At 70.2% G+C, this 23,499-nt stretch carries 25 protein-coding genes, 1 tRNA gene and 1 pseudogene; 13 read left to right on the plus strand and 14 right to left on the minus strand.

Annotated elements, in window-relative coordinates:
• Positions 1-219: 219 nt before the first annotated feature.
• The 6 genes from FY030_RS02175 to FY030_RS02200 form a co-directional block, all read right to left on the minus strand.
• Positions 220-1,385, minus strand: a protein-coding gene (locus tag FY030_RS02175; protein WP_420371868.1) for an IS3 family transposase whose coding sequence is annotated in 2 segments (ribosomal slippage) — positions 220-1,098 and positions 1,101-1,385 — 1,164 coding nt in all. Because the reading frame shifts where the segments join, the coding sequence is not laid out codon by codon here.
• A gap of 543 nt (positions 1,386-1,928) precedes the next feature.
• Positions 1,929-2,840 (minus strand): hypothetical protein, encoded by a 912-nt coding sequence (locus tag FY030_RS02180; RefSeq protein WP_131104409.1) that lies wholly within the window; start codon positions 2,838-2,840, stop codon positions 1,929-1,931.
• Between the two features lie 71 nt (positions 2,841-2,911).
• The gene (locus FY030_RS02185; RefSeq protein ID WP_158060086.1) at positions 2,912-3,142 is read right to left on the minus strand and encodes a hypothetical protein; all 231 of its coding nucleotides are present in this window, start codon (positions 3,140-3,142) and stop codon (positions 2,912-2,914) included.
• Positions 3,143-3,178: 36 nt separating this feature from the next.
• A complete protein-coding gene (locus FY030_RS02190; protein ID WP_238348510.1) occupies positions 3,179-3,454 on the minus strand; it encodes a DUF1905 domain-containing protein in 276 nt (91 codons plus the stop codon).
• A gap of 260 nt (positions 3,455-3,714) precedes the next feature.
• Positions 3,715-3,987, minus strand: coding sequence for a Txe/YoeB family addiction module toxin (locus FY030_RS02195; protein ID WP_158060087.1), 273 nt, complete (start codon positions 3,985-3,987; stop codon positions 3,715-3,717).
• Positions 3,984-4,226, minus strand: coding sequence for a type II toxin-antitoxin system Phd/YefM family antitoxin (locus FY030_RS02200; RefSeq protein ID WP_158060088.1), 243 nt, complete (start codon positions 4,224-4,226; stop codon positions 3,984-3,986). The genes FY030_RS02195 and FY030_RS02200 overlap by 4 nt, the downstream gene beginning before the upstream one ends.
• Before the next feature lie 179 nt (positions 4,227-4,405).
• Here FY030_RS02200 and FY030_RS02205 point away from each other — a divergent pair.
• The 3 genes from FY030_RS02205 to FY030_RS02215 all read left to right on the plus strand — a co-directional run bounded on the left by FY030_RS02205 (position 4,406) and on the right by FY030_RS02215 (position 6,631).
• Positions 4,406-4,503 (plus strand) — tRNA-Ser (locus FY030_RS02205).
• A gap of 248 nt (positions 4,504-4,751) precedes the next feature.
• The gene (locus tag FY030_RS02210; protein WP_158060089.1) at positions 4,752-5,360 is read left to right on the plus strand and encodes an ArsR/SmtB family transcription factor; all 609 of its coding nucleotides are present in this window, start codon (positions 4,752-4,754) and stop codon (positions 5,358-5,360) included.
• On the plus strand, positions 5,357-6,631 hold the full coding sequence (locus FY030_RS02215) for an MFS transporter (protein ID WP_202879746.1): 1,275 nt from the start codon (positions 5,357-5,359) through the stop codon (positions 6,629-6,631). The genes FY030_RS02210 and FY030_RS02215 overlap by 4 nt, the downstream gene beginning before the upstream one ends.
• Positions 6,632-6,849: 218 nt before the next feature.
• Here the strand turns inward: FY030_RS02215 and FY030_RS16995 are convergent, their stop codons facing one another.
• Both FY030_RS16995 and FY030_RS02225 read right to left on the minus strand, forming a co-directional pair.
• On the minus strand, positions 6,850-7,656 hold the full coding sequence (locus tag FY030_RS16995) for a class F sortase (RefSeq protein ID WP_158060090.1): 807 nt from the start codon (positions 7,654-7,656) through the stop codon (positions 6,850-6,852).
• A 13-nt stretch (positions 7,657-7,669) separates the two neighbouring features.
• The gene (locus tag FY030_RS02225) at positions 7,670-8,437 is read right to left on the minus strand and encodes a CHRD domain-containing protein (protein ID WP_202879747.1); all 768 of its coding nucleotides are present in this window, start codon (positions 8,435-8,437) and stop codon (positions 7,670-7,672) included.
• A 298-nt stretch (positions 8,438-8,735) separates the two neighbouring features.
• On the opposite strand from FY030_RS02225, the gene FY030_RS02230 reads away from it, so the two are divergent.
• Positions 8,736-9,482 carry an HAD-IA family hydrolase gene (locus FY030_RS02230; protein WP_158060091.1) on the plus strand — a complete coding sequence of 249 codons (747 nt, stop codon included), beginning with the start codon at positions 8,736-8,738 and terminating at the stop codon, positions 9,480-9,482.
• Between the two features lie 238 nt (positions 9,483-9,720).
• On the opposite strand, the gene FY030_RS16235 is transcribed toward FY030_RS02230, so the two are convergent.
• Both FY030_RS16235 and trhA read right to left on the minus strand, forming a co-directional pair.
• Positions 9,721-9,897 (minus strand): hypothetical protein, encoded by a 177-nt coding sequence (locus FY030_RS16235; protein WP_192498678.1) that lies wholly within the window; start codon positions 9,895-9,897, stop codon positions 9,721-9,723.
• Positions 9,898-9,981: 84 nt separating this feature from the next.
• Positions 9,982-10,683: a PAQR family membrane homeostasis protein TrhA gene (trhA, locus tag FY030_RS02240; RefSeq protein ID WP_238348511.1), complete on the minus strand. Its 702-nt coding sequence runs from the start codon at positions 10,681-10,683 to the stop codon at positions 9,982-9,984.
• A gap of 58 nt (positions 10,684-10,741) precedes the next feature.
• On the opposite strand from trhA, the gene FY030_RS02245 reads away from it, so the two are divergent.
• The 3 genes from FY030_RS02245 to FY030_RS02255 are packed head-to-tail and all read left to right on the plus strand — an operon-like array spanning position 10,742 to position 15,908.
• On the plus strand, positions 10,742-12,118 hold the full coding sequence (locus tag FY030_RS02245; RefSeq protein WP_238348512.1) for an MFS transporter: 1,377 nt from the start codon (positions 10,742-10,744) through the stop codon (positions 12,116-12,118).
• The gene (locus FY030_RS16240; protein ID WP_192498679.1) at positions 12,115-15,714 is read left to right on the plus strand and encodes a hypothetical protein; all 3,600 of its coding nucleotides are present in this window, start codon (positions 12,115-12,117) and stop codon (positions 15,712-15,714) included. Before FY030_RS02245 ends, FY030_RS16240 begins: the two co-directional genes overlap by 4 nt.
• Positions 15,711-15,908 (plus strand): hypothetical protein, encoded by a 198-nt coding sequence (locus FY030_RS02255; RefSeq protein WP_158060094.1) that lies wholly within the window; start codon positions 15,711-15,713, stop codon positions 15,906-15,908. Before FY030_RS16240 ends, FY030_RS02255 begins: the two co-directional genes overlap by 4 nt.
• 88 nt (positions 15,909-15,996) lie before the next feature.
• On the opposite strand, the gene mscL is transcribed toward FY030_RS02255, so the two are convergent.
• The gene (gene mscL, locus FY030_RS02260) at positions 15,997-16,404 is read right to left on the minus strand and encodes a large conductance mechanosensitive channel protein MscL (RefSeq protein ID WP_158060095.1); all 408 of its coding nucleotides are present in this window, start codon (positions 16,402-16,404) and stop codon (positions 15,997-15,999) included.
• Between the two features lie 110 nt (positions 16,405-16,514).
• Positions 16,515-17,069, minus strand: coding sequence for an SAF domain-containing protein (locus FY030_RS02265; RefSeq protein ID WP_192498680.1), 555 nt, complete (start codon positions 17,067-17,069; stop codon positions 16,515-16,517).
• A 110-nt stretch (positions 17,070-17,179) separates the two neighbouring features.
• Here FY030_RS02265 and FY030_RS17155 point away from each other — a divergent pair, with 110 nt between their 5' ends.
• Entirely contained in the window at positions 17,180-17,365 is a 186-nt protein-coding gene (locus tag FY030_RS17155) for a hypothetical protein (RefSeq protein WP_337692506.1), read from the plus strand.
• Positions 17,366-17,427: 62 nt separating this feature from the next.
• Here the strand turns inward: FY030_RS17155 and FY030_RS17160 are convergent.
• Positions 17,428-17,520 (minus strand): annotated as a pseudogene (locus FY030_RS17160) (FmdB family zinc ribbon protein); the annotation flags it as partial.
• A gap of 60 nt (positions 17,521-17,580) precedes the next feature.
• On the opposite strand from FY030_RS17160, the gene FY030_RS16700 reads away from it, so the two are divergent.
• Positions 17,581-18,396: a penicillin acylase family protein gene (locus FY030_RS16700; RefSeq protein ID WP_238348513.1), complete on the plus strand. Its 816-nt coding sequence runs from the start codon at positions 17,581-17,583 to the stop codon at positions 18,394-18,396.
• Positions 18,357-20,261 carry a penicillin acylase family protein gene (locus FY030_RS02275; RefSeq protein WP_238348514.1) on the plus strand — a complete coding sequence of 635 codons (1,905 nt, stop codon included), beginning with the start codon at positions 18,357-18,359 and terminating at the stop codon, positions 20,259-20,261. The genes FY030_RS16700 and FY030_RS02275 overlap by 40 nt, the downstream gene beginning before the upstream one ends.
• A 13-nt stretch (positions 20,262-20,274) precedes the next feature.
• Here FY030_RS02275 and FY030_RS02280 read toward each other — a convergent pair whose 3' ends face one another.
• Positions 20,275-20,907 carry a 5-formyltetrahydrofolate cyclo-ligase gene (locus FY030_RS02280; RefSeq protein ID WP_192498681.1) on the minus strand — a complete coding sequence of 211 codons (633 nt, stop codon included), beginning with the start codon at positions 20,905-20,907 and terminating at the stop codon, positions 20,275-20,277.
• Between the two features lie 60 nt (positions 20,908-20,967).
• Here FY030_RS02280 and FY030_RS02285 point away from each other — a divergent pair, with 60 nt between their 5' ends.
• The 3 genes from FY030_RS02285 to FY030_RS02295 are packed head-to-tail and all read left to right on the plus strand — an operon-like array spanning position 20,968 to position 23,465.
• The gene (locus FY030_RS02285; RefSeq protein ID WP_158060099.1) at positions 20,968-22,239 is read left to right on the plus strand and encodes a molybdopterin molybdotransferase MoeA; all 1,272 of its coding nucleotides are present in this window, start codon (positions 20,968-20,970) and stop codon (positions 22,237-22,239) included.
• Positions 22,236-22,721: a cyclic pyranopterin monophosphate synthase MoaC gene (moaC, locus tag FY030_RS02290; RefSeq protein ID WP_158060100.1), complete on the plus strand. Its 486-nt coding sequence runs from the start codon at positions 22,236-22,238 to the stop codon at positions 22,719-22,721. Before FY030_RS02285 ends, moaC begins: the two co-directional genes overlap by 4 nt.
• Before the next feature lie 39 nt (positions 22,722-22,760).
• A complete protein-coding gene (locus FY030_RS02295; RefSeq protein WP_158060101.1) occupies positions 22,761-23,465 on the plus strand; it encodes a GNAT family N-acetyltransferase in 705 nt (234 codons plus the stop codon).
• Positions 23,466-23,499 lie beyond the last annotated feature (34 nt).

The following is a 23,499-nucleotide window of genomic DNA, read 5'->3' on the forward strand; positions in this document are numbered from 1 at the left end:
GGGAGCATGGTCTGCTTCAGGGCTGGTGCAGTGCGCTGCTTAGGTGTCCTTCTCATGGCGACCCTCACTGCTGCCTGCGGTACGCAGGGTGGTGATACCGAGCGGTACAGCTCTCCTGAACGAGCTGCCGTCGCGACTGGAGGCGCACCCGCAGAACTGGGGTGCAGCGTCACCCAAACAATGGAGGGGACTGCTGCACGGATAGGTGACAGTGGTTAGTCACGCAGCCAGGGTGGCTGGTGTGGTCATGATGGTCTCGTACTCGATGGGGGTCAACCGGCCCAGAGCGTCCTGGCGTCGGCGGCGGTGGTAGGTGCGCTCGAGCCAGGTGACGATCGCGATCCGTAGCTCCTGGCGAGTGGTCCAGGTGCGGCGATCCAGAACGTTCTTCTGCAGCAGGGCGAAGAAGGACTCCATGGCCGCGTTGTCACCGGCCGCACCGACCTTGCCCATGGATCCGACCATGCCGTGACCGTTCAGCGCACGCACGAACTTCCGGCTACGAAATTGCGACCCTCGATCGGTGTGAACCACGCAGCCGACCACCTCACCACGCCGTGCGACGGCGCTGTTGAGCGCGGCAACAGCGATCCTGGATTTCATCCGGGAGTCGATGGAGTAGCCCACGATCCGGTTGGAGTAGGCGTCCTTGATGGCGCACAGGTAGAGCTTGCCCTCGCCTGTGCGGTGCTCGGTGATGTCGGCCAGCCACAGCTGGTTGGGGGCCTCGGCGGTGAAGTCGCGCTGCACCAGGTCCTCGTGGACCGGTGGCCCGGGCTTCTTACCGTTCTTGCCGCGCTTCTTCCCGAACGCGCTCCACCAGCCGTTGGCTGAGCACAGCCGCCACGCGGTCCGCGCGCACATGCCCTGGCCGGCGTCGCGGGCCTCGTCGGCCAGGTACCGGTACCCGAACTCGGGATCGTCGACGTGGGCGTCGAACAGGGCGTTGGCGCGGTAGGCGGCCGCCAGCTCGGTGTCGGTGACCGGGTTGGTCAGCCACCGGTAGTAGGGCTGGCGAGCGAGGTTGAGCACCCGGCACGTCACCGTGACGGGGATCCCGTCACCGGCGAGCTCACGGACGAGCGGGTACATCATTTTCCCGGCAGGTTGGCCTGGGACAGGTAGGCCGCCGCACGGCGCAGAACCTCGTTCTCCTGCTCCAACAACCGGATCCGCCTCTTGGCCTCGCGTAGCTCGGCCGAGGCAACCGCGGCACCACCGGGCCGTTCACCATCCTCCTCCTCGGCCTTCTTCATCCACGAATACAGCGTGGTGAAGTGGATCCCGAAGTCCTTGGCGATCTGGTCCAGTCCGACACCCGGCTCACGGTTTCGAGCGACCCGGACCACGTCGTCGCGGAACTCCTGGGGATAGGGCTTGGTCACGGTGAACATCCTTCCAGCCCAGCCCGAAGACTAGGCAGCTCAGGTGTCATCTATCCGTGCAGCAGTCCCCAGTTGCCAGAAGCTGGATCACCGGGAGCGCCCCTTGGCTATCCCGATCCGGAGCAAGCCGCGCTGGGTTACCTGAGGGAGATGGTCCGCGAATTTGAAGAAGATCCTGACTTGCTCACTGCGGTAGAACAGGGCAGGCACCTGCTGGAGGAGCAAGCAGCGGCAGGGGGTCGACTAGAGAGCACGGTAGGGATGGTGGATGGCGTCAGGCTACAGGCCGCGACGCAATACGAAGCCATCAGCGTGTTGTTAGATTCCTTAGAGCTAGGGACAGTAATCACGGAGGAGGACGAAGGCATGGCCGCCTTTCGCTCCCCTCACAGGGCTCGGTGGCCGGCCAGCGTGACGGCGACGCACTATGGCCCAGGCCGCTGGATCGTGGACACGTTCGCACACGCCCTGCCCGCCTCCGAGTGTCGCGAATGACGTCCGACTTTGCCGGTGTCGGCCTCTTCTACCCGGGCGGATCGGTGATCAGGCGAAGTCTTGCGGCTCGGCGCTGAGCCTCTTCGCCAGCGCTGTCGTCAGACGAGCCTCCACGTCGAGGGAGCCGTATGCCTGACTGCTGGACTGTGCGAGCCGTGTTTCTGCCGCGGTGTCCTCGCGTTCCCAGACCCCAAGTTGAGCGGAAAAGGTGCTCTCGATCAGGTCGGCTGCTGCGCCGAGGTCGAAGTAGCGGTAGGCCGCTAGTGCTTCGTTCAGGCCAAATTCGGTCTCGGTAGCAACCTGGATGGCTTCGGGAAGGCCGCCGTTCTCGGCGTAGCCATGGAACAGAAGGACGCGCGCCAGTGCGACGTCGCCGACCTTGGCGCTGTAGGGGGTGCCGCTCGTTGCCCGGTTCCAGACGTCGAGCGGGTCCGCTTTGGGCTGCCTGGCCGACGCTTGGGCCTGTAAAGGATTCGCAGGCAGGCGGGTCAGGATCTGCAGGAGACGGAAGGAGGGCGAGTCGCTGTAAGAAGTGGTCTTCCGCGCGATCTGCGCCAATGCCCCCACGCGTGCGGCGTACTCCTCGTTCGCGACCAGTTCCACATCAACATGCTCGGACCACACGTCCTCCAACTTGCGGAGCATCGCGGGTCGCACCTTCGGTGACCACACCTCAATGTGCCGAGTGGCGCCAGGGTAGGTCGCGTCCGCATAGGCCTTCACCGACTCAATCTTCGTCCGGAACTTACCCGCGACATTCCCTTGATACCCACCTAAACCACTGGTGTGCGTACTGACCTCGCAGAGCCACACCTCCGTGACACGCCCACCGCTTAACTGAAGCGCGACGACATCGATCTCGCCCTGAGCGACCCCCGTCCGGACGTTGAACTGGATCACGGGACACCCCACGACCTCCCTCAGATAGGCACCAACCAGATCCTCACCGATGTCAATCACGAGGCGAACGGTAGCCGAGGACGGCGCCAACAACATCCGACTCTGCCGCAAGTCGCGACGGGTATGTCTGCCTATGGGGAGGCCGTGGGCCACCAACGGTGGGCGAGCGTCACGCCGTTGTCGAAGCGACACTCAACGGGCGACGGGAACAGGCGGTTCTCAAAGCTGATCTCGTGCGCGTCAGCGAAGCGCTCATCGAATCCGAAGAGCAGCCCGCACTTCTGCTCGGCAGCTCGCCAGTTAACGCCAGAGGCGACGAAGAGGGCCGCACAGCCCATGACGACCACGAGGCCAATCACCACGGTGGCTCGTAGCCCGGCACCCCTCACAGCCAGATCCTATGCATGTACACCGCCGAGCGGGCCGACCGCCACGACCGGGTCTGCCGCATCCGGTGCGCAGCCAGGCCGCCCAGCTGGCCTTTCAGCGCTCGGGGTCAACCACCAGGTCCACCTGACCTCGTCGCCCGCGCCGCGCCCCGTCTGCTTGCGGGTTTCCGCGTTGAACGAGACGAGGTAACGGCCTCCCATCACCCCAATGGTCGTCTTGTACGTGTAACCGCCGTCGATCGTGACGATGACGGGTACTCGCTTCCCATGGTTGAATGCGAGCACTTCGACTCAGGCACGACGATGCCGACGTTGTTCCCGCCGGTCGCCTCGAGCACGGTGTGGAAGGTCGTCATGAAGCCAAGACTAGGGGCCCGGTGCAAGCGCCCGCCGCATAGTGGATCAGCGTCCGCCTCTCCCGCGGACCGACCGGTTGCTGCTCAGGAGTCATGGCCTGCACGGGCGTCCCGATGCCGTGACCGAGCTGATGGGCCGCCTCGATCTCTCAAGCGCGGCGCAACGAGGGCCGCTGGCACTGGCAAGCCCTACTCGTAGTGAGTCCACATCCGCAGCACGTGGACGATGCGCTCTTCCGGGAACACCTCGTAGACGAGTCGGTGCTGGATGTTGATCCGCCGCGAGTAGCAGCCGGCGAGGTCACCGACGAGCTTCTCGTAGCGCGGGGGCGTGGCGAACGGGTCCTCCGCCAGGACGTCCAGGAGGTCCTGCGTCTTCTTCTTCAGGCCTGACGACGCCAGCTTCTTGGCGTCCTTCTGGGCCTGGCGTGAGTAGACCAGGGTCCAGGATGTACGGCTCACCAGTCGAGCTCGGTCGACCCAGCCTCCACACCCTCAGCGCGGGCTCGACGGATCGACTCGGGCAGGCCAGGGACCGACTCCAGGAACAGGGTCTCCTGGATCGCTCGCCAGTCGTCCTCGCCGATCAGCACTGCGTTGCCCCGCTGACCAGTGATGGTCAGCGGCTCAGACTCCTGGTTCACCTGGTCGATCAGCCGGTACAGATTCGCCCGGGCCGTCGTCGCGCTCACAGCGGTCATGTCACCCACCTCCACAGCAACCGTACGCCATCCCGTACGGATCAACAAGAGCCGTCCGCGTGCATGCCTCGGCATATGGTCCATGAGACCCCTGCACCAGCAGCCATCGTGTGGGTCGTCAGTGGGACGTCACCGCCTGGAGAGGCCCACTACGTCCCAGTGTCGACCACATGCTCTAGGCCCTTAACCAGGCAAAACTCGGCTTGGCGATCGTCGCGCGCCTACCCAGGTCGCTCTCCTAAAGCGGGTGTCGCAGGTTCGAATCCTGCCGGGGGCACGTCGTGTGCTTTGCAGGTCTGACGCTTTAACCCCCTCCGACAGTCGTTGTCGGGCTCCTGTTGCCGCCATCCTGTGACGAGGAACTGGCCGACAGGCCGAGGACGACTTTTGCCTCGGATATCACGCCCCCGTTCCTTGGTGGGCGGGCACATCGTGCGGTCGTGCCGGGGGACTCCAGGATGTGACCCTCCCACTGGATCGGATGGCACACACTGCTGTGCACAGGGTTCTGTGCAACAGTGGGCCATGCCCGAGGAACACCCCCCCGCCCAGAAGCCCGGACCGCCGCACACCGTCGCGCTCGACGCGCGTTCCGCCCGTGGCCTGGCGCATCCCCTGCGGTTGAAGATCCTGGGTTGGCTACGCACCGATGGCCCCGCGACCGCGACCATGGTCGGGGCCGCGCTCGGTCTGAACACCGGCGCCACCAGCTACCACCTGCGCCAGCTGGCGACCTACGGCTTCGTGGTCGAGGACCCTGAGCGCGGTACTCCCCGCGAACGCTGGTGGCGCGCGGCGCACTCCTCCCACACCTACGGCAGCCTCGAGCAGAGCGAGGGGCGCGAAGCGTTCGTCCGCGCGGTCGCGCAGACCGCCACCGAGCGCATTCAGCGCGCAGCGGAGGCCAACGCGACCCTGCCTGAGGCGTGGCGGGCGGTCAGCACCTTCAGCGACTGGGTGCTGCGCCTCACGCCGCGGGAGGCGCAGCAGCTCCGACGCGAGCTGGCCGAGGTGTTCGACCGCTACCGCCGGCACGACCCCGAGGACACTCTTGCCCCGCAAGGATCGGTGCCGTTCGCCGCTCTCCTCCAGCTCTTCCCCCACCACCCCGAGCGCCTCCCGGACGAGCCGTGAGCGGGGTTCCAACTGACGGTGCGGCCAGCGAACAGGACACGCGGCAGCCTCCGGGGCCCCGGCGCCTCATCCTGGTGGGCCTGCTCCTTGCCCAAGCTCTGTCACTGACCGGCACACGGCTCTCGGCGATCGCCCTGCCCTGGTTGGTCATCACCACGACCGGCAGCGCCGTGCTGACCGGGGTGGCCGCCTTTGCGCAGATGGGTCCCTACGTCGTGGCCAAGGCCGCCTGCGGGCCACTCCTGGACCGGTTCGGCCCCCGGCGGGTCGTGATCGTGGCGGAGGTGGGGGCGGGGGTTGCCGTGCTCGCGGTGCCGGTCCTGCACTTGCACGGCGCCCTGAGTTTCCCTCTTCTCTGCGTGCTCGTGGCGCTGGTCGGGGTGATGAGCGGACCCGCCGACGGGGGCAAGAACGCCATGGTCCCTTCAGTCGCAGCCGGTGCCCGCGTCCCCCTGGAGCGGGTCACTGGGCTCTCGGGCACCGTCGAGCGACTGGCGACCACAGTCGGCACCGGCCTGGCCGGGGCGCTGGTCGCCTGGCTGGGCGCCGCCCCCTCTCTCTTCGTGACGGTGGGCACCTTCTCGGTGGCGGCGGTGGTGATCGCCCTCAGCGGCCCGCGGCAGACACCCGGCGAGGCCGAGCCCTACCTGGCCTCCCTTCTGGCAGGAGCCAGTGTCATCGGCAGGGACAAACTGTTGGTGTCGATCTTCGCCATGTCGGCGGTGACCAACCTGCTGGACGCCGCGCTCTTCTCCGTCGTACTGCCCGTGTGGGCCGCCCAGACCGGTGCCGGGCCCGCCGCCGTCGGCCTGCTTGCGGCGACGATGAGCGCCGGAGCAGTCGTGGCCTCCATGCTGGCGGCGGGAATCGGCCACCGGATGCCGCGTCGGGTGACCTACCTCCTCGGCTTCCTCGTGGCCGGGGCACCCCGCTTCGTCGTGCTCGCGCTGGACGTGCCGCTCAGCGTCTCGCTCGCGGTCTTCGCGGTGGCAGGCCTGGGCGCCGGCTTCCTCAACCCCATCATCGGCGCCGTCATCTTCGAGCGGATCCCCGACGGGCTCGTCGGCCGGGTCAGCGTGCTCGGCTCATCGCTGGCCTGGGCCGGCATCCCGTTCGGCGGCCTGATCGGCGGAGCACTGGTCGCCGGGATCGCACTTTCCCCCACCCTGCTGCTTCTCGGCGGTGCCTACCTCGTCACGACCACCCTGCCCGCCCTACTACCCACGTGGCGGGAACTGGACCGCAGGGCATCGCTACCGCCTCAGGCCTGACGCCCAAGTGCGGCTGCCCACCGAAACTCTGACGAGTCGTGACACCAGCGCATCTGCCGCAGCCTGACCTGCGACGGGGGTGACGACGGCCTCGTCGTCGCGGGCGTGTCTCTCAGCACCTTCAACGTCCGCACAGGCATTCGTCCGGCGTGACGCGGTGCCCCGTATGCGGACGGTTGGTCCCAGGTGGGGCGGTGCTCGACGGACAGCGACCCCATCTAGGTCTCGCGGGCGAAGATGATGATGTTGTCGGCGAAGCGGCCTGTGCTCTGGGCGATGGTGCCGCCGCAGGTGATGAGCCGCAGTTCGGGGCCTTTGGTGGGGCCGTACACCTGCACTGTGGGGAAGGAGTCCTTGGGGAACTGCGCCAGGTCGTACACCTCGAAGGTGGCGATGGTGCCGTCCTGGCGGGTGACGTCGATCGTGTCCCCGACCTGGAGCTGGGTCAGGTTGAAGAAGATCGAGGGACCACGCCCGATGCTGCTGACGTGTCCCTCTAGCACTGCCGGGCCGACCTCACCGGGACGCGGGGAGCCGTCATACCAGGCGGCACTGTCGAAGTCGGGGCCCTGGGGGACCTGCAGGGTGCCGTCGGGGTTCAGCCCGAGGTGCAGCAGGTCGGAGGTGACGTCGATGGCGGGGATGGACACCGAGACCGGGAGCGCCACGGGGGCGGCCTCCTGGGTTGGTTCAGCCGTGGCTGGGGTGGACGCGGAGGCGGTCGGGATACTGGTGGCCGAGCCAGTTGGCGCGGGGCCTGTGGCCGGCGCCGGGTCCGCAGTCGCTGCCGGGTCGGCAGTGGTTGCCGGGTTGGCGGGCGGTTCCGTAGTGGCCTGTGGCTGCGTCGTCGGTGCGGACAGGGCCGGTGGTGCGGGTGTGCTGCCCTGGTGGGAGAGCCCCACGGCCACCGCGGCCCCACCGCTGATCAGCAGGGAGAACGCGATGAGCGTATGGAGCATCAGACCGGGACGCCGGCCGCCGGGACGGGACTGGCCCGCCACCGGCGGCCTGACGTCCTGAGTCATCAGATGACCTGGATCAGTTGACGGAGTCGGTGCGGCGACGGGCCAGGATCAGGGCGCCACCGACGAGGGCGACACCACCGGTCGCGGCCAGCAGCAGGTTCTGGCTGCCGAGGGCAGCCGCACCGGTGTCGACGCCACCGGCGGGCATGTCGTTCATCTGCGAGGCCATGACCACACCACACAGGGCGGGGTCGGTGGCCTCACCGGGCAGCGCGGGGTCCAGGTCAGAAGCGCCACGGTCGCCCTCGTCGTACTCACCGTTGCCGTTGTGGTCCACACCGTGCACGACCACGACGGCGCCGCCGGCCATCACCGCATCAGCGGTGGCCTGGTCGACCTCGATGCCTTCGCGGGAGTAGCTGACGTCATCGCCAACGCCGAACCGGTCGATGGCCAGGCCGGAGTCGGGGCTGGTGTCGCCCTCGGTGGTGAGCGAGACGGCGATGCCGCCATAGGCCGGGGCCCCGTCGCTGGTGCTGATGAAACCATCACCATCGGCGTCATCCTCGACGGTGGGGCACGCCTGCCGCGCGTCCGCACCGAAGTGGATGTGCGCAGCGTGCGGGGCGTCAGCGAGCAGACCCTGGTAGTTCAGGGTGAAGTGCAACGTGGTGCCATCGACCTCGAACATGGCCGACCCAGAACCGGGGGCCTCGTTCAGCGGGACCGGCTGCAGGTCAGCCATCGACGAGCCCGTCGCGGCCATCGCGGGCGCCCCGGACAGGAGCATCACAGCGGCACCAGCGGCCGGAAGGGCCAACATCTTGCGGGAGATATTCATCGGGTCAATCCTTCTGCTCGGACCCAGGGCACGCTGTGTGCACACCATCAAGGTCAGGTGACCCCACGTCGGTGGGGCTTCTGCTAGGTATTCGGCGCCGATCGACGATCGGATTGGACCGTGGACCCGATTTCACCTAGCTGGCCCGCACGAGTGGTGTAAGACCGCCCCCTGAGACGACGACTACAAACTGGCTGGGTATCGCCGCCACACTGATCTGCTGCTTCCGGGACGGCGACGTGTGCTGGCTGCTGGTTACGCTGGCGGGTATCGGATCACCGCACCGAGAGGGAAGAGCATGGATCAGCCGACTTCGCGTGACGGTACGACCCAGCAGCTGTCGCAGTACCGGTGGCTTAGTTTCGACGTCGTGGGCACTCTGATCGACTTCGAGGCCGGGATCGTTGCGTGTCTTCGCGAGATCGCATCTGAGGCCGGCGTCCGCCTCGACGAGGAGCGCGCTTTGTCCTGCTTTGCCGCTGCGGAGGACGAACAGCAACGTCTGGCTCCGGAGCTTCCGTTCACGCAGATGCTGACGCCAATCTATCGGCGCATCGCCACCGAGCTGGGGCTGCCCAACTCCCAGGGGCGCAGTGTGGCATTGCGTCAGTCCATCCCGAGTTGGCCTGCGTTTCCTGATGCCGTGGAGGTGCTGGCCAAACTCAGGCACCGTTACAGGTTGGTGGCGTTGACTAACGCTGACAACTGGGCGCTAGAGCACATGGCTGCAACTCTGGGCAGTCCTTTCCACGACTCTGTGACAGCCGAAGACGTGGGTGTCAACAAGCCTGATCCTCGGGTGTTCGAGTACTGCGCTGACCGGCAGCAGGCAGGCGGCTACCGGCGCGAGGCCTGGCTGCACGTGGCGCAAAGCCAGTTCCACGACATCGCCACGGCAAGACGGTTAGGCGTGGCAACCTGCTGGATCGAGCGCCGAGCAGACAAGGGCGGTTTCGGGGCCACCCCGACGCCGCAAGAGATGACCGTGCCGGACTACCACTACGCCACGCTGACGGACCTGTGGGCCGCCATCGAGGGCGTCTGAAAGTGCCTCAGCGGCGCTGGTGACGTGGGTGGTTCCGGGCTTGACGCTCGTGACCTCGTCGGTAGTTACCGGTGAGCCTGGCCATCAACTCTTGAGGGTCCTCGGACTCGACGTCTTCCAGGAACACCTGAGCGCGCCAGCCCCGCAGCGTGGTGGCGAGGCGACCATGGTGACTGATCACCACCTGCTCACCCCGCACGCTGTACTCGAAACCTTCTGGGCGAGGCACGGCGACGTTTCAGCCTGGGCTCTGGGTCGAGTTGTGCTGCGTGCCCTCGGGGTCCTCGGTCCTTTCAAGGGACTCCTGCAGGATGGCTTCTGCTTGGACGCGCGGGGAGTCGCTGCCCGCCGCTTGCTCTTCGGGAAGCAACCGCGCGCGGGTCTCCACATCGTGCCCGTCCGGGGTCTGCGTCATGCGTGTGAACGTTACTGGTCATGAGCATTCAGCGCAGCACGTGGGCGCCGGCGTCGACGTCTTCGTCGTGGCCCGGGCCGCGCGTCAAGCCGGTAGCACGTAGCCGTACATGACGGCGAAGTGCAGACCGGCGGCCAGGACGACCAGCACGTGCCACAGCTCGTGGAAGCCGAAGACGCCCGGCCAGGGGTTGGGCCGCTCCAGCACGAAGACGACGAAACCGACGCTGTAGACCAGGCCGCCCACGGCCAGCAGGGCCAGTCCGCCAAATGGTAGTGAAAGCTCGGTGAGCACGAGAGCCACCGGCATCCAGCCCAGGGCGATGTAGAGGGTGTTCGTCACGTATTTCGGCAACTGTCGCCACACCGAGCGCACGACGATGCCGAGCGTCGCGATCCCCCAGACCGTGCCCAGGACCGCCCACCCGAACGGGGTGCGGGCCAGGATCAGCACCAGCGGGGTGACGGTCCCGGCGATGAGTAGGAAGACCGAGGTGTAGTCCAGGGTGCGCAGGATGTCGTTGACGCGAGCCCCCCGGTCGATCCCGTGGTGCAGGGTGCTGCAGACGAAGAGGATGATGAGCGAGAGGCCGTAGATCGCGAACGAGACAATCTTCCACGGGTCGTCCTGGACCGCCGCCTGGGTCACCAGCAGGGCGGTGCCCAGCACGGCCAGGCAGGAACCGACGAGGTGGGAGACGGTGTTGACCTTCTCATCGGTCACGTGGATGCTGCCGTCCCGGCTGAGGGCAGGCAACTGTCCCGTGTCTCTGGTCTCCTCACCCACGTCGCCATCTTCCCATCTAGATGGCCCTGACGCGGGCAAGGTCTGCCACACTGCCCCGGTGACCCTCCGGATGCCGCCCGAAACAGACCGGGTGCAGGGGCGCACCGTGCTCACCCTCATGGGCAGCCAGACCCTCGGCGGCATCGGCGTCGCCAGCGGCCTGGCGGTCGGCGCGATCGTGGCGGCCGACGTCAGCGGCAACGACGCCCTCTCCGGCCTGGCCACCACTACACAGGTCCTGGGCGGTGCGCTGTTCACCATCCCCGTCGTGGCGCTGATGGCCCGGTTCGGTCGACGCCTCGGTCTGGTCACGGCCTACCTCACCGGTGGCCTGGGGGCCCTCCTTGCCATCACGGCCACCGCGACGGGCCAGTTCTGGCTGCTCCTGGTCGGCACGACCCTCTTCGGTGCCTCGACCACGGCCGGCAACCAGGCCCGGTATGCGGCTACCGACCTTTCCCCGACCGAGCGCCGGGGGCGGCACCTGAGCTGGGTGGTGTGGGCCACCACCGTCGGCTCGGTGCTGGGCCCCAACCTCATCGGGCCGGGGCAGCGGGTGGCCGCCGTCCTCGGAATCCCCCCGCTCGCCGGTGCCTGGGTGCTGTCCATGGCCGGTTTCGGGCTCGCCGCGCTGGTGCTCGTGGCGCTGCTGCGCCCCGACCCGCTGCTGCTGGCCCGCAGGCTGGCCGCGGACGAGGCAGCCGGTCCGGACCCAGAGCCCGTTCCCGACCCGCTGGGTCCGTCCGACCCGCTGGGTGCACCCGACCCGCTGGGTGCACCCGACCCGCTGGGTGCACCCGACCCGGTGAGCGGGTCGCCGGCCGCCACTGCCCGCGGAGGCAGCATCGTGGAGGGGCTGCGGCTGATCCGGGTCACGCCTGCGGCCCTGTGGGGCACCGTCGCCCTGACGGTCGGGCATGTGGTCATGGTCGCCGTGATGGTGATGACCCCGCTGCACATGCGGCACGGGCAGGCGGAGATCGAGGTGATTGGCCTGGTGATCAGCCTGCACATCCTCGGCATGTACGGGCTCTCACCCGTCGTCGGTCAGCTCGTCGATCGGTGGGGCGCTACCCGGGTGGTGCTCCTGGGCACGGCCATCCTGGTGCTGTCCTGCGCGCTGGCCGCAATCTCCACCGACGGGCACTCCGGCACGCTGACCGCAGCGCTGATCCTGCTGGGGCTGGGATGGTCCTGCACCATGGTCGCGGGGTCCGGCACCATCGCCGGAGCCGTCCCCGTCCCTGTCCGTGCCGCGGTCCAGGGCGCGGCCGACCTGGTGATGGGGCTGTCGGCCGCTGCCGGAGGGGCACTGGCCGGCGTGGTCATGGACCGGTTCGGCTTCGACGTCCTGGCCGTCGTCTCGGGTCTTACGGCACTCGCCCTGAGCGCCTTGACGGTTGCGCGTCGCCGAGTAGTTAGCCTGGGTGGGTGAACGCCGCCCGAGCACCGCATACCCTCGACGAGGCCCGCCTCGAGGCGGTCTCGCGTGCCCGCGCGCGCTGGCGCCATGAAGTCGCCGACCTCGGTGGGCCCAACACCCTGCTGTGGCACCGCACCTCGCTCACCGGCACCTTCGACCTCAACCTGGCCCACCCCGGTGGCGTGGCCAAGCTGCTCTCCGGGCGGCCCACCCCGCTGTCGGACCTGGTCCGGGAGCAGGTCGCGTTCACCGACGCGGCCCGCCGCATCGGCGGCATCCGCGACAAGATTGCGGAGCTGCGACGCGAGCACGGCATCGAGGCGGGTTTCCTGGCGATCGGGCTGGCGACCTGGGACCTGCACCGGGTGCTTGTCCCGCCGCGCGCGCCGGTGCTGCTGCGGGCCTGCACCATCACCCCCACCGACCCCGCCCACTCTGACTTCGTGCTGCAGCTGCACGAGGACGTCGTCTTCAACCCGGTGCTGGAGCACTACCTACGCAGCGAGGTCCACCTGCAGCTCAACCCTGAGATGCTCGTGGGGCTCTCGGCGCAGAGCCACGGCTTTGACCCGCGGCTGACCTACCAGGCCCTGGAAGACATCTGCGGGGAGATGAAGGGCTTTGCCATCGGGCCGCAGATGGTGATCAGCACCTTCCCCTGGGCCAAGCTGCCGCTCGTCACCTCCTACACCGGCGAGGTCGAGCCGCTGGCCGCCAGCGACGTGGTCGCCGCCCTGGCCGGCGCCGACGTAGCCCTCCCGTCGTCGGGGCCCGACCCAGACCGGGCCGAGGACCCCCGTCTTGAGCTGAGCGCACTGGACGCCGATCGCTCCCAGCGGCTGGTCATCGACGAGGCGGTGCACGGCGGCAGCCTGGTCCTCGACACTCCCAGCGGCACCGGCAGCACCCAGACGATCGCCAACGTGGTGGTCGGGGCCCTGTCCGAAGGACGCCGGGTGCTGGTCTGCTCCGAGGAGCGTTCGGCGCTGGAGGCGCTGCAGCGGCGGCTGCAGCACGTCGGGCTGGGCGACCTGTGTTTGCACTTGGCAGAGGACCCCGTCTCCATGCGCGCCACCCTGGAGGACGCCCGGCAGGCGCTGGACCGCCTCTCCGAGGAGCCCGAGCCCGATCTGGGCACCGATCCGCTGCCGGGCCGCGAGGACGCCCTGGCCGTGCTGCGCCGGGAGCAGGAGGTGCTCCACCGGGAGCACGAGCCGTGGGGGCTGAGCCTGGCCGGCACGCAGGGCGACCTCGCCGAGCTGGCCGCCCTCGACCACCCGCCCGCCTCGCGGGTCCGGCTCCCGCGCGCGGTGCTGGGCACCCTCAGCCAGGACCGGCTCTCTGAGGTGACCGACGCCCTCATCGAGGCGGCCGATGCCGGGGCCTGGTCACGCTCCCGCACCGAGGACCCGTGGTATGCCGCCCGCCTCGCCTCCGCGGACGAGGCCGGCCGCGCCACCGAGGTAGTAGGCCGGCTGGTCGGCGGGGAGTTCACCGCCGCCAGGGCGCAGGCCGAGCAGATCTGCAAGAAGGCCGGGATGCCGGTGCCGGTCTCGCTGCAGCAGTGGGCACACCGGCTGGGTCTCATTGCCCGGGCCAGCCAGACGTTGGACGTCTTCTCCCCGCAGATCTACGACGCACCCCTCGACGAGATGGTGGCGGCGACCACGGCCCGCAACGAGGTCGCGGAACGGCCGGGCGCGGTCACCCGGGCGCGGATGCGCCGTCAGGTGCGTCAGCACCTCCGTCCCGGCACCCCTCCGGCCGACCTGGCCCACCGGGTCCGGCTGGCCAGGGACGAACGCGACGAGTGGGAACAGATCGCCGGGAAGGCTGCCCGCCCCAACGCCCCCTACGAGTGGGAGCGGGCAGTCCTGGCCCACACCCCGATCGGTGAGGACCTCGGTTGGCTGGCGCAGGTCCTTGAGGGGACCGCGACCGGCCACGAGCTGTTCACCAGCCACCTGGACATCGTGCTGGAGCGTCTGGTCCGCCTCGACGCCCGCAGCGACCGGGCAGGCGTGGCCGCTCAGGCGCACCCTCTGCTGGCCCCCCTACGGGAGGCCGGGCTGGGTGAACTGGTGGACGACCTGGCCCGACGTGGCATGCCTCCCGAGCGGGTGGCCGCCGAGGTGCGTTTCGTCCACCGCAGCTCGGTGCTGGACCATCTCACCTCCGACGAGGTGCCGCAGCAGGTGCCCGGCCAAGCGGTGCGTGAGGCAGAGCGGGCCTTCCGAGCGGCCGACCGGGCCCACCTGCGTCGCAACGCCCTGCGGGCCCGCCGGGCCGTCCTGCGGCGGTTGCGGCGGGCGCTGACCGGCCACTCCTCACAGGTCGGTGCCTGGCAGCGGGCGCTCGACGAGGCCAAGGTCGGCGCGGTCGATGCACGCGCGATCATCAGCCGGGCTCCGGACATTGTCCTGGCCGCCCGGCCCGTCGTGCTCGCCAGCCCGCTGGCCGTGCCGGCCGCCCTGCCCGCCGACCTGACCTTCGACCTAGTCATCGTCGACCGGGCCGGCCGCACCACGACCGCCAGGACGGTCCCGGCACTGGCCCACGGCCGACAGACGATGATCGTCGGTGACAGCGGCGGGCCTGGGCCCCGGCAGTTCAGCGTCGTGGCCGATCCCAAGGCGGAGCGAGAAGCCGCTGCCGAGGAGGCTGGCGGCTCGTTGCTCGACGACGCGGCACGGGTGCTGCCCGTGCGTCACCTCAAGGTGCACTACCGAGCCCTCAACCAGGGTCTGGTCGCGCCGCTCGCCGCCCTCATGCCCGCCCCGGTCTACTCCTTCCCGGGGGTCGACCGCGGGCCGGCGGTGCGTGAGCACGTCGCGGAGGGTGGCGTGGCCGCCCAGGTGTCCGCCGGGGTGGCCCTCGCGCTGGAGCACGCCCGCAAGCATCCGCGCGACAGCCTGCTGCTGGTCACCGACGACGATGCGGGGGCCGAGGACGTTGCGATCGCCCTGCGGTCGGCATACGCCCACGAGGACTGGGCGTCGCCGTCGGCAGCCCTGGCCGACGACGAGCGGCTCATCGAGCCGTTCCTGGTCCGCCCCGCCCACCGGATCAGCGGTGAGGTCCGCGACCGCGTGGTGTGGGTGACCAGCCCCGGCGGGTCCGCGCAGGCGGAGGTCGCCGGGTCGGTCCTGGCGGCAGCGCGTAGGTCGGTCGACCTGGTGGTGCCGTCCTCGATCGAGGAATGGTCGGCCCGGCCCGGGGAGGGGGCCGCCCTGCTTGCACAGGCACTGCTCCCGGTCGGGGACGACGCGGCCGGCGACTCCGCGGTGCTGCGCGAGCTGGTGCGCAGGCTGCGGGCCGAGGGTCTGGAGATCGTCGAGGAGGTCGGCCACGGTCCCCATACCGTCGACGTGGGCGTTGTCAGCGAGACCGAACCACGGCGCTTCGCGGTGGCGGTGGACGGCGACGTGCATGCGCCCACCCCGGGGCAGGTGCCCGGTCGCGACGACGTCCGGCTGCGCCACGAGCAGCTCATCCGCATGGGGTGGACACCGGTCCGGGTGCGCAGCACCGATGTCTTCACCGACCCCGCCCGAGAGGTCGCCCGCGTCCTTGCGGCGCTGCGCGAGCGCGGTCCTGCACGCCCGTGAGGAAGACTCCTGGCCGCCCAGCACGTCCGGGACGCTCCCGCCGCCGGGTGGACGCCCCGGCCACCAACCCCGACGCGGACCCCGGCGACGACGTGAGTGCCGCAGCCGGGGACGACCGCGCCCGCGGCGCGCGGCCGGTCGCGGACCCGCGCGAGGACTGGATCGTCGAGCAGCGTCCGCCCCACTGGGACTGACTCGCGGCGGGGGAGCCAGCGCAGCGCGCTGGCGCCACGGGGTTGCGCGCGGCTGACGGCTGGCTCGGGCGTCCGGCTGGACTCCTGGCTAGACGGTGCCGTCGGTGCGGCGGGCGGCCAGCAGGTCACGGATCTCGCGCAGGGTGGCGATCTCCTCGGAGACCTCCTCGGGCTCCTCCACACCGCGCTTGCGCAGCTCCTGGAACGTGTTCATCGGGGCGACGAGCACGAAGTACACGACCGCCGACGTGATGAGGAAGACGATGAGCGCGTTGCTGATCGCCGCGAAGTCCAGGTAGGTGTTCTCCTGCCCCGGGCGCAGCGGGACGATGAGTCCCTCGACCTCGCCCCCGCCCCCGACGGCGTTGAGCAGCGGGGTGACGACGCCGCTGACGATGGCCTCGACCACGTTGGCGAAGGCGGTGCCGACGACGACAGCGACCGCCAGCTCGATGACGTTGCCGCGCATGATGAAGTCCTTGAAGCCCTTGAGCACTGGCCTCTCCTTTCGTCTCCGGGAAAGGCAGGTGCCTCGCCCGAGCGGGATGGGGGATCCAGCCTGTGCGTCACCGCCTCAGGCCATGCTCAGCCTAGGGTCCGACCGCCTCAGGGTTGCGGGTGCAGCGCCACCTGCAGCGCCGCCCCGGCGGGGTCCGCTCCCCGGGCGGCGGCCAACGCCTGCGCCCCGGTCCGGTCCACCCCCAGCCAGAGCCCTGGTTGCTCGCCGCCGCCGGAGCGCAGGACCAGAGCCCGTGGCACGACCACCGAGCCGTCGACCGGGGAATGCACGTCCACCAGATCCGCGGCCTGCACCGATGCCGCCACGGCTGGCTCGGACAGGGGCAGGAAGACAGCGACCGTCCCCTCGACCAAGCCGGTGAGCAGAGCTGCCGTCCGCACGTCCAGCGTGGTGAGCACCTCACCCTCGGCGAGCGGAGCCACTACGGTCCGGTCCACCGCCGTCTCCACCTGCGTCAGGGCGCCGACCGGCACGGCGGGGGCAGGCAGGCCCCGCACCTGCACGTCGCCGTCGCCCAGCAGATGGCCCACCGGGAGCGCTCGGACAGCGACCAGGGCCGGCACCGCGTCGTCGGCCGCGCGGTTCAGCGCGAGGTAGGCCGTCCCGCCCGCCGTGAGCGCAGCCAGGGCGGCAGCGAGCACGCGGCGTGACTGCAGGGCAGGTCGTCGGTTCGTTCGGGCTGGCCGTCGTCGGTGCACGTCCAGCACGCTAGGCGGCACGGCCGGACGGCGGTAGGCGTCAGCTCGAGGTTGTGGACGACGAGGACGTGCTCGCCGGGGCTGTGGACGAGGTGGCGGACTTTGAGGCCGGCTTGGCCGCAGACGACTCTGCGGGCTTCGCACTGCCCGTCTCCGAGGTCGACGTCGATGCCGCTGCCGCCGCCTTCTCGCCCGAGGATCCCGACGACGAGCCGGACCCGCGGGAGTCGGTGCGGTAGAAGCCGGACCCCTTGAAGACGACCCCGACCGCGCTGAAGACCTTGCGCAGCACGCCCGCGCACTCGGGGCAGGTCGTCAGGGCGTCGTCGGTGAAGGCCTGCTGGATGTCGAAGGCGTGGGCGCAGTCCTTGCAGACGTAGGAGTAGGTGGGCACGAGGTGAGATTCTACGTGTTGTCCGGGGCGGGACCGACACGGTGACCTAGGCTGGGGCCCGTGTCCCGCCCCCTCTGGCAGCGTCTTGCCGTGCCGATCGCGGCCATTCTCGTGGTCGTGGTCGTCGCCACCGCCGTCGTCGGGGTGGGGCTGACCAGACGGGCCTTCCCGCAGACGAGCGGTGAGCTGGAGCTGCCCGGGCTGACCGCAGAGGTGGAGGTCCTGCGCGACGGGCAGGGCATCCCGCGCATCTATGCCGACACCCCCGAGGATCTCTTCCGCGCCCAGGGGTTCGTCGCCGCCCAGGACCGGTTCTTCCAGATGGACCTGCGCCGGCACGTCGTCAGCGGCCGGCTCTCCGAGCTCGTCGGGGAGGGCGGGGTCGAGACCGACCAGGTGATCCGCACCCTGGGCTGGCGCCGAGTCGCAGAGGAGGAGCTCGCGCTGCTCTCGCCGGAGACCCGGTCCTACCTGCAGGCCTATGCCTCCGGTGTCAACGCCTATATCGACTCCCGCGGCGGGCCTTCCACGATGAGCTTGGAGTACCTGGCTCTGGCGCAGAATGCGCCCGGCTACCAGATTCGTCCCTGGGACGCGGTCGACTCCCTGGCTTGGCTCAAGGCCATGGCCTGGGACTTGCGCGGCAACTACCAGGAGGAGCTGACCCGGGGCCGGCTGGTCGGGCGGGTCCCGCTGAACCAGCTGGGCACCCTCTACCCGGCGTACCCCCACGAGCAGCACCCGCCGATCCTGTCGCGGGGGATTGGACCGCCCCAGACGCGCCGCCGCCCTCCAGCGGCAGCTCCCGCGGCGGCACCATCGGGCCGGGTCCTCTCGTGCCGTCGGGTCAGGACCCCGCTGACGTGGCCCGGCTGAACCCGCCCCAGCCGACCCAGACACCGGCCGGCCCGCCGACCCAGCAGTGGCTGGCTCAGGGGACGGACTCGTTGGACGACACCCTGCTGGCGCTGGCGCAGGTCCCCCAGCTGCTCGGTCAGGGGGAGGGGGTCGGTTCCAACTCCTGGGTGGTCTCGGGCGAGCACACCAGCACCGGTATGCCGCTGCTGGCCAACGACCCCCACCTGGGCCTGTCCCAGCCCGGGGTGTGGATGCAGGTCGGTCTGCACTGCCGCGTGGTCAGCGAGGCCTGCCCCTTCGACGTCTCCGGGTTCACCTTCGCCGGCTTCCCGGGCGTCATCATCGGCCAGAACCACCGGATCGCATGGGGCCTGACCAACCTGGACCCCGACGTCACCGACTTCTACCTCGAGGAGACCCGGGGCGACCTGGTGCGCCGCGAGGGCGACTTCGTGCCGATGCGGGTCCGGGAGGAGGTCATCCGGGTCGCGGGCGGGGACGAGGTGCCGATCCGGATCCGGGAGAGCACGCACGGTCCGATCGTCTCCGACGTGCTCGACGACGTCGCCGAGATGGGCGCCAACGGGCCGCTGGACGGGGTACAGACCTCGCGCCGCTTCGAGGTCGCCCTGGCCTGGACCGGGCTGGAGCCCAGCACCACGGCTGATGCGGTGTTCGGGATCAACAAGGCCACCGGGTGGGATGAGTTCCGCGACGCGGCCAGGTCTTTCGCCGCGCCGGCCCAGAACCTGGTCTACGCCGACGTCGAGGGGAACATCGGCTACCAGGCCCCTGGCCTGGTCCCGATCCGGGAGAGCGCCACCCACGGCACCCCTCCCGGTTTCTACCCCGCCCCCGGCTGGGACCCCACCTACGCCTGGAACGGCTGGGTCGACTTTGAGGACCTGCCGCACAGCCACAACCCCGAGGACGGGATCATCGTCACCGCCAACCAGGCGGTGACCCACGGCACCAGGCCGTTCCTGACCAGTGAGTACGCCATGGGTTACCGCTCCACCCGCATCCTGGAGCTGCTCCACGAGCGGCTCGAGGAAGGTCCGCTTACCCCGGCGGACATGGCGCAGATCCAGCTGGACGACACCAGCCCTTTCGCGTTGTCCGTGGTGCCCTACCTGCTGGACGTCGAGCTCGAGGGCGCGTTCTACACCGAGCCGCAGCAGATGCTGCGCGACTGGGACGGAGCCTCGCCGGCGGAGGGGGAGCAGTCCGCCGCGGCGGCCTACTTCAACGCCGTCTTCGCCAACCTGCTCACCGCGGTCTTCGACGACGAGCTGCCGCCCGACCTGGCGGTCACCGGCAACTCCCGCTCGATGCTCATCCTGGAGGGCCTGCTGGCCGACCCCACCAGCGTGTGGTGGGACGACAAGCGCACACCGGGGGTGGTGGAGACTCGCGACGAGGTCATCCGCGCCGCCCTGGTGCAGGCGCGCGAGGACCTCACCCGGGACATCTCCAAGGACCCGTCCAAGTGGACGTGGGGGCAGCTGCACCGAGCCATGCTGCGGCACGAGGTGCTCGGGTCGGGCGACGTCCCCGCCCTGGTGCGGGGCGTCTTCAACAGCCCGCAGCTGCCCGTGGCGGGCAACACCTCCGTGGTCAACGCGATGAGCTGGGACGCCAGCACCGGCACCTTCGAGGTCACCGCCGGCCCGTCTATGCGGATGGTCGCCGACCTCGCCGACCGTGACACCTCAGTCTGGGTCAACCAGACCGGGACCTCCGGCCACGCCTTCCACCCCCACTACTCCGACCAGACCAGCGCCTGGGTGTCGGGGGAGACCTATCCGTGGGCGGTCACCCGCGAGGCCGTGGAGGAAGGCGTCGAGCAGACGTTGCTGCTGGTCCCGGCCCCGGCAGGCTGACGCGCCCGGTTTCCTACCGGCCCAGCCCGACCACGCCGGTCCCGGGGCGCAGGACCGCGTCCACGACGGCGTCGTGCTCGTCCGCGGGCACCTGCGGCACGACCTCGTGGTCGTGCAGCACGACGACGACCGGCACCCGCCGGGCAGCGGTGAGGTTGTGCAGCCGGGGCAGGGTGTGGTCGTAGTAGCCCCCGCCCTGGCCCAGCCGGACCCCCGCCTCGGAGACCGCCAGCCCGGGGATCAGGGCGACGTCGACCTGCGCGAGCACCGCCTCGCCGAGGGGGCCGCGGGTGGGGTCGGCGAGGTCGGCCCAGTCCAGCCGGGGTCGGGCCAGAGTGATCGGCACCAGCACCCGTGCCCCCGCCTGCCGCAACGCACCGGTCAGCCGCTGCGCGGGCGGCTCGGTGCGCATCGGCTCGAACGCGGTGACGGTGAGCCGGTCCAGGCCCAGCCCCGCGCGTGCGGCATGCTCCTGCACCCACTGCAGCCCGGCCTGGGCCAGGGCCTCTGCTCGAGCCGCGCGGTCAGCCTCCGACCAGCCATCGACGAGTTCGCGGCGGGCGGCGCGCACCAGCGAGCGCCAGGTCGCCTTGTCGGCGACCACGTCACCGGTGGGCTGGTAGCGGGGTAGAAGAGGTCGGCTCACCTCAGCCATTGTGCCCTCGCCGTCTAGGCTGGAGCGGACCCCGAGCGAAGGACATGTGTGATGATCACCGTCGAGGAGCACCTCGAGCGCATCCTGGCCCAGATCGAGCCGGTCGACGCCGTCACCCTGCCGGTGCCGCGCACCCTGGGCATGGTCACCACGGCCGATGTGCTGAGCCAGGCTGAGCTGCCGAGGTTCGACAACTCCTCCATGGATGGGTATGCCGTCCGCCGCGCCGATCTGGAGGGGGCCAGCGCCGAGCACCCCGTGATGCTGCCCGTCGTGGCCGACATCGCCGCCGGTGACCCGGCATCCCAGCCGCTGGCCCCCGGACAGGTCATGCGCATCATGACCGGCGCGCCCGTGCCACCGGGCGCCGACACCGTCGTGCGGCTGGAGGACACCGACGGGCACGAGCGCGAGCCCCAGTTCCGCACCCAGCCCGAGGAGGGGGCCAACATCCGCCGGGCCGGGGAGGATGTGCGTCCCGGTGACCTGCTGGTGCCCCGCCGCACCCGGATCGGCCCCGCCCAGATCGCGGTGCTGGTCTCGGCCGGGGTGCACGAGGTCGAGGTGGTCGGGCCGGTACGGGTCGCCGTCCTGTCCACCGGCGATGAGCTGGTCCCGGTGGGGGAGCCGGTCGGGCCGGGCCAGATCGTTGACTCCAACGGGCCGATGCTTGAGGCCCTTGTCCGCGAGGCGGGCGCGGAGGTCGTGCACGTCGGCCGACTGGGGGACGTCGAGGGCCAGACCACCCGGCAGATCAACGCCCGTCTGGAGGACGCGGACCTGATCATCACGACCGGGGGCGTGAGCAAGGGGGCCTTCGACATCGTCAAGAAGGTGCTCACCGGGCAGGGTTCGATGGAGTTCGTCGAGGTGGCGATGCAGCCGGGCAAGCCGCAGGGCTTCGGGGTGCTGGGCCGTCGCCACGTGCCCGTCTTCACCCTGCCCGGCAACCCCGTCAGCGCCCTGGTCAGCTTCGAGGTCTTCGTCCGCCCGGCGCTGGAGAGCCGTGGGGGCCGGCGGGTGAGCCAGCACACGGCCACCGGTCTGGCCACCGAGTCCTGGTCCAGCGCGTCGGACCGCCGGACCTATACCCGGGTGCGCGTCTCGCGCGACTCCGGCGGCGCGTATGCCGTCACCCCCGCCGGCGGTCCCGGCTCACACCTGCTCGGTGGGCTGGCCCAGGCCGACGCGCTCGCGGTCTCCGACCCCGAGACAGTCGAGGTGAGCGCCGGCTCGGAGGTCGATCTCATCCTGCTGCGGCCCCGGCGCGAGATCGAAGGCCGGCTGGAGGACGAGTCGACGCAGGAGGCGGGCCAGTCGTGAGCGAGGGCGAGAGGCTGACCCACCTGCGCGGGGACGGGACCGCGCACATGGTGGACGTGAGCGGCAAGCAGGTCACCGCCCGCTCCGCGACGGCGCAGGGTCGGGTGCTGTTGTCACCGACGGCCGTGGCCGCCTTGCGCGAAGGCGGTGGGCAGGTCCCCAAGGGGGACGCACTGGGCGTGGCCCGCATTGCCGGGATCCAGGCGGCCAAGCGCACTCCTGACCTGGTGCCGCTGTGCCACCCGCTGGCGGTGCATGGCGTCGAGGTCGATCTGGAGGTGGTGGACGAGGGCGTGCAGATCCGGGCCACCGTGCGCACTGCGGACCGCACCGGGGTGGAGATGGAGGCGCTGACCAGCGTCAGCGTCGCGGCCCTGGCCCTGGTCGACATGATCAAGGCGGTCGACAAGCTGGCGGTGATCAGCGACATCCGGGTCACCGCCAAGGCCGGGGGGCGCAGCGGGGACTGGACCCGACCATGAGCGGCCGGTGCGGGCCGGGGTGAAGGACGGGGACGGGCCGTGACCTGGCGCTGGCCGGTCGCCCTGCGCCAGGAGCTCCCCTCCGGTGAGCGCCTGACCCTGCGGCCGCTGGTGCGCAAGGACCGGGCCGAGTTCGAGGCCGTCCTGGGCGCCAACGCCGGCTGGCTGCGGCCCTGGGAGTCGACCACCCCGGGGACTGCCGCCCACGGCACGCCGGCCGTGCCCGTCCGGCCACCCTTCCACCGGATGCGACGCTCGGCCGATCGAGCCGCCAGGGACGGACTGCACCTGCCGCTGGTCATCGACATCAACGACCGGATCGTCGGACAGGTGCAGCTCTTCGACGTGCTCTGGGGGGCCCGGCGCACCGGGTGGGCAGGCTACTGGTTGGCCCGCGAGGAGACCGGTCGCGGCTACGCGACGTGGGCCCTGGCCACCCTGGTCGACCATGCCCTGCTCGACGTGGGCCTGCACCGGATCGAGGTGGCGATCCGGCCGGAGAACACCGCGTCGCTGGCCGTCGTCGCCCGCCTGAGCCTGCGGGAGGAAGGGCTGCAGCGTGGGCTGATGCACGTCGACGGCGGATGGCGCGACCACCGCAGCTTCGTGGTCCTCGCCGAGGAGCTGGGCCCGGGCGGGCTGCTCGGGCGGTTGGCTCATAGCGAGCAGGACGGGGCCGAGCAGGGCGGTGGGCAGGGCGATGGGCAGGGCGATGGCGGGGGCAGCTCGACCGGCCCCACCTGAGGTTCCCGGCTGCACCACAGTCGTCACACCGGAA

It is taken from the genome of Ornithinimicrobium pratense, from assembly GCF_008843165.1.
Taxonomy (GTDB): Bacteria; Actinomycetota; Actinomycetes; order Actinomycetales; family Dermatophilaceae; genus Ornithinicoccus; species Ornithinicoccus pratensis.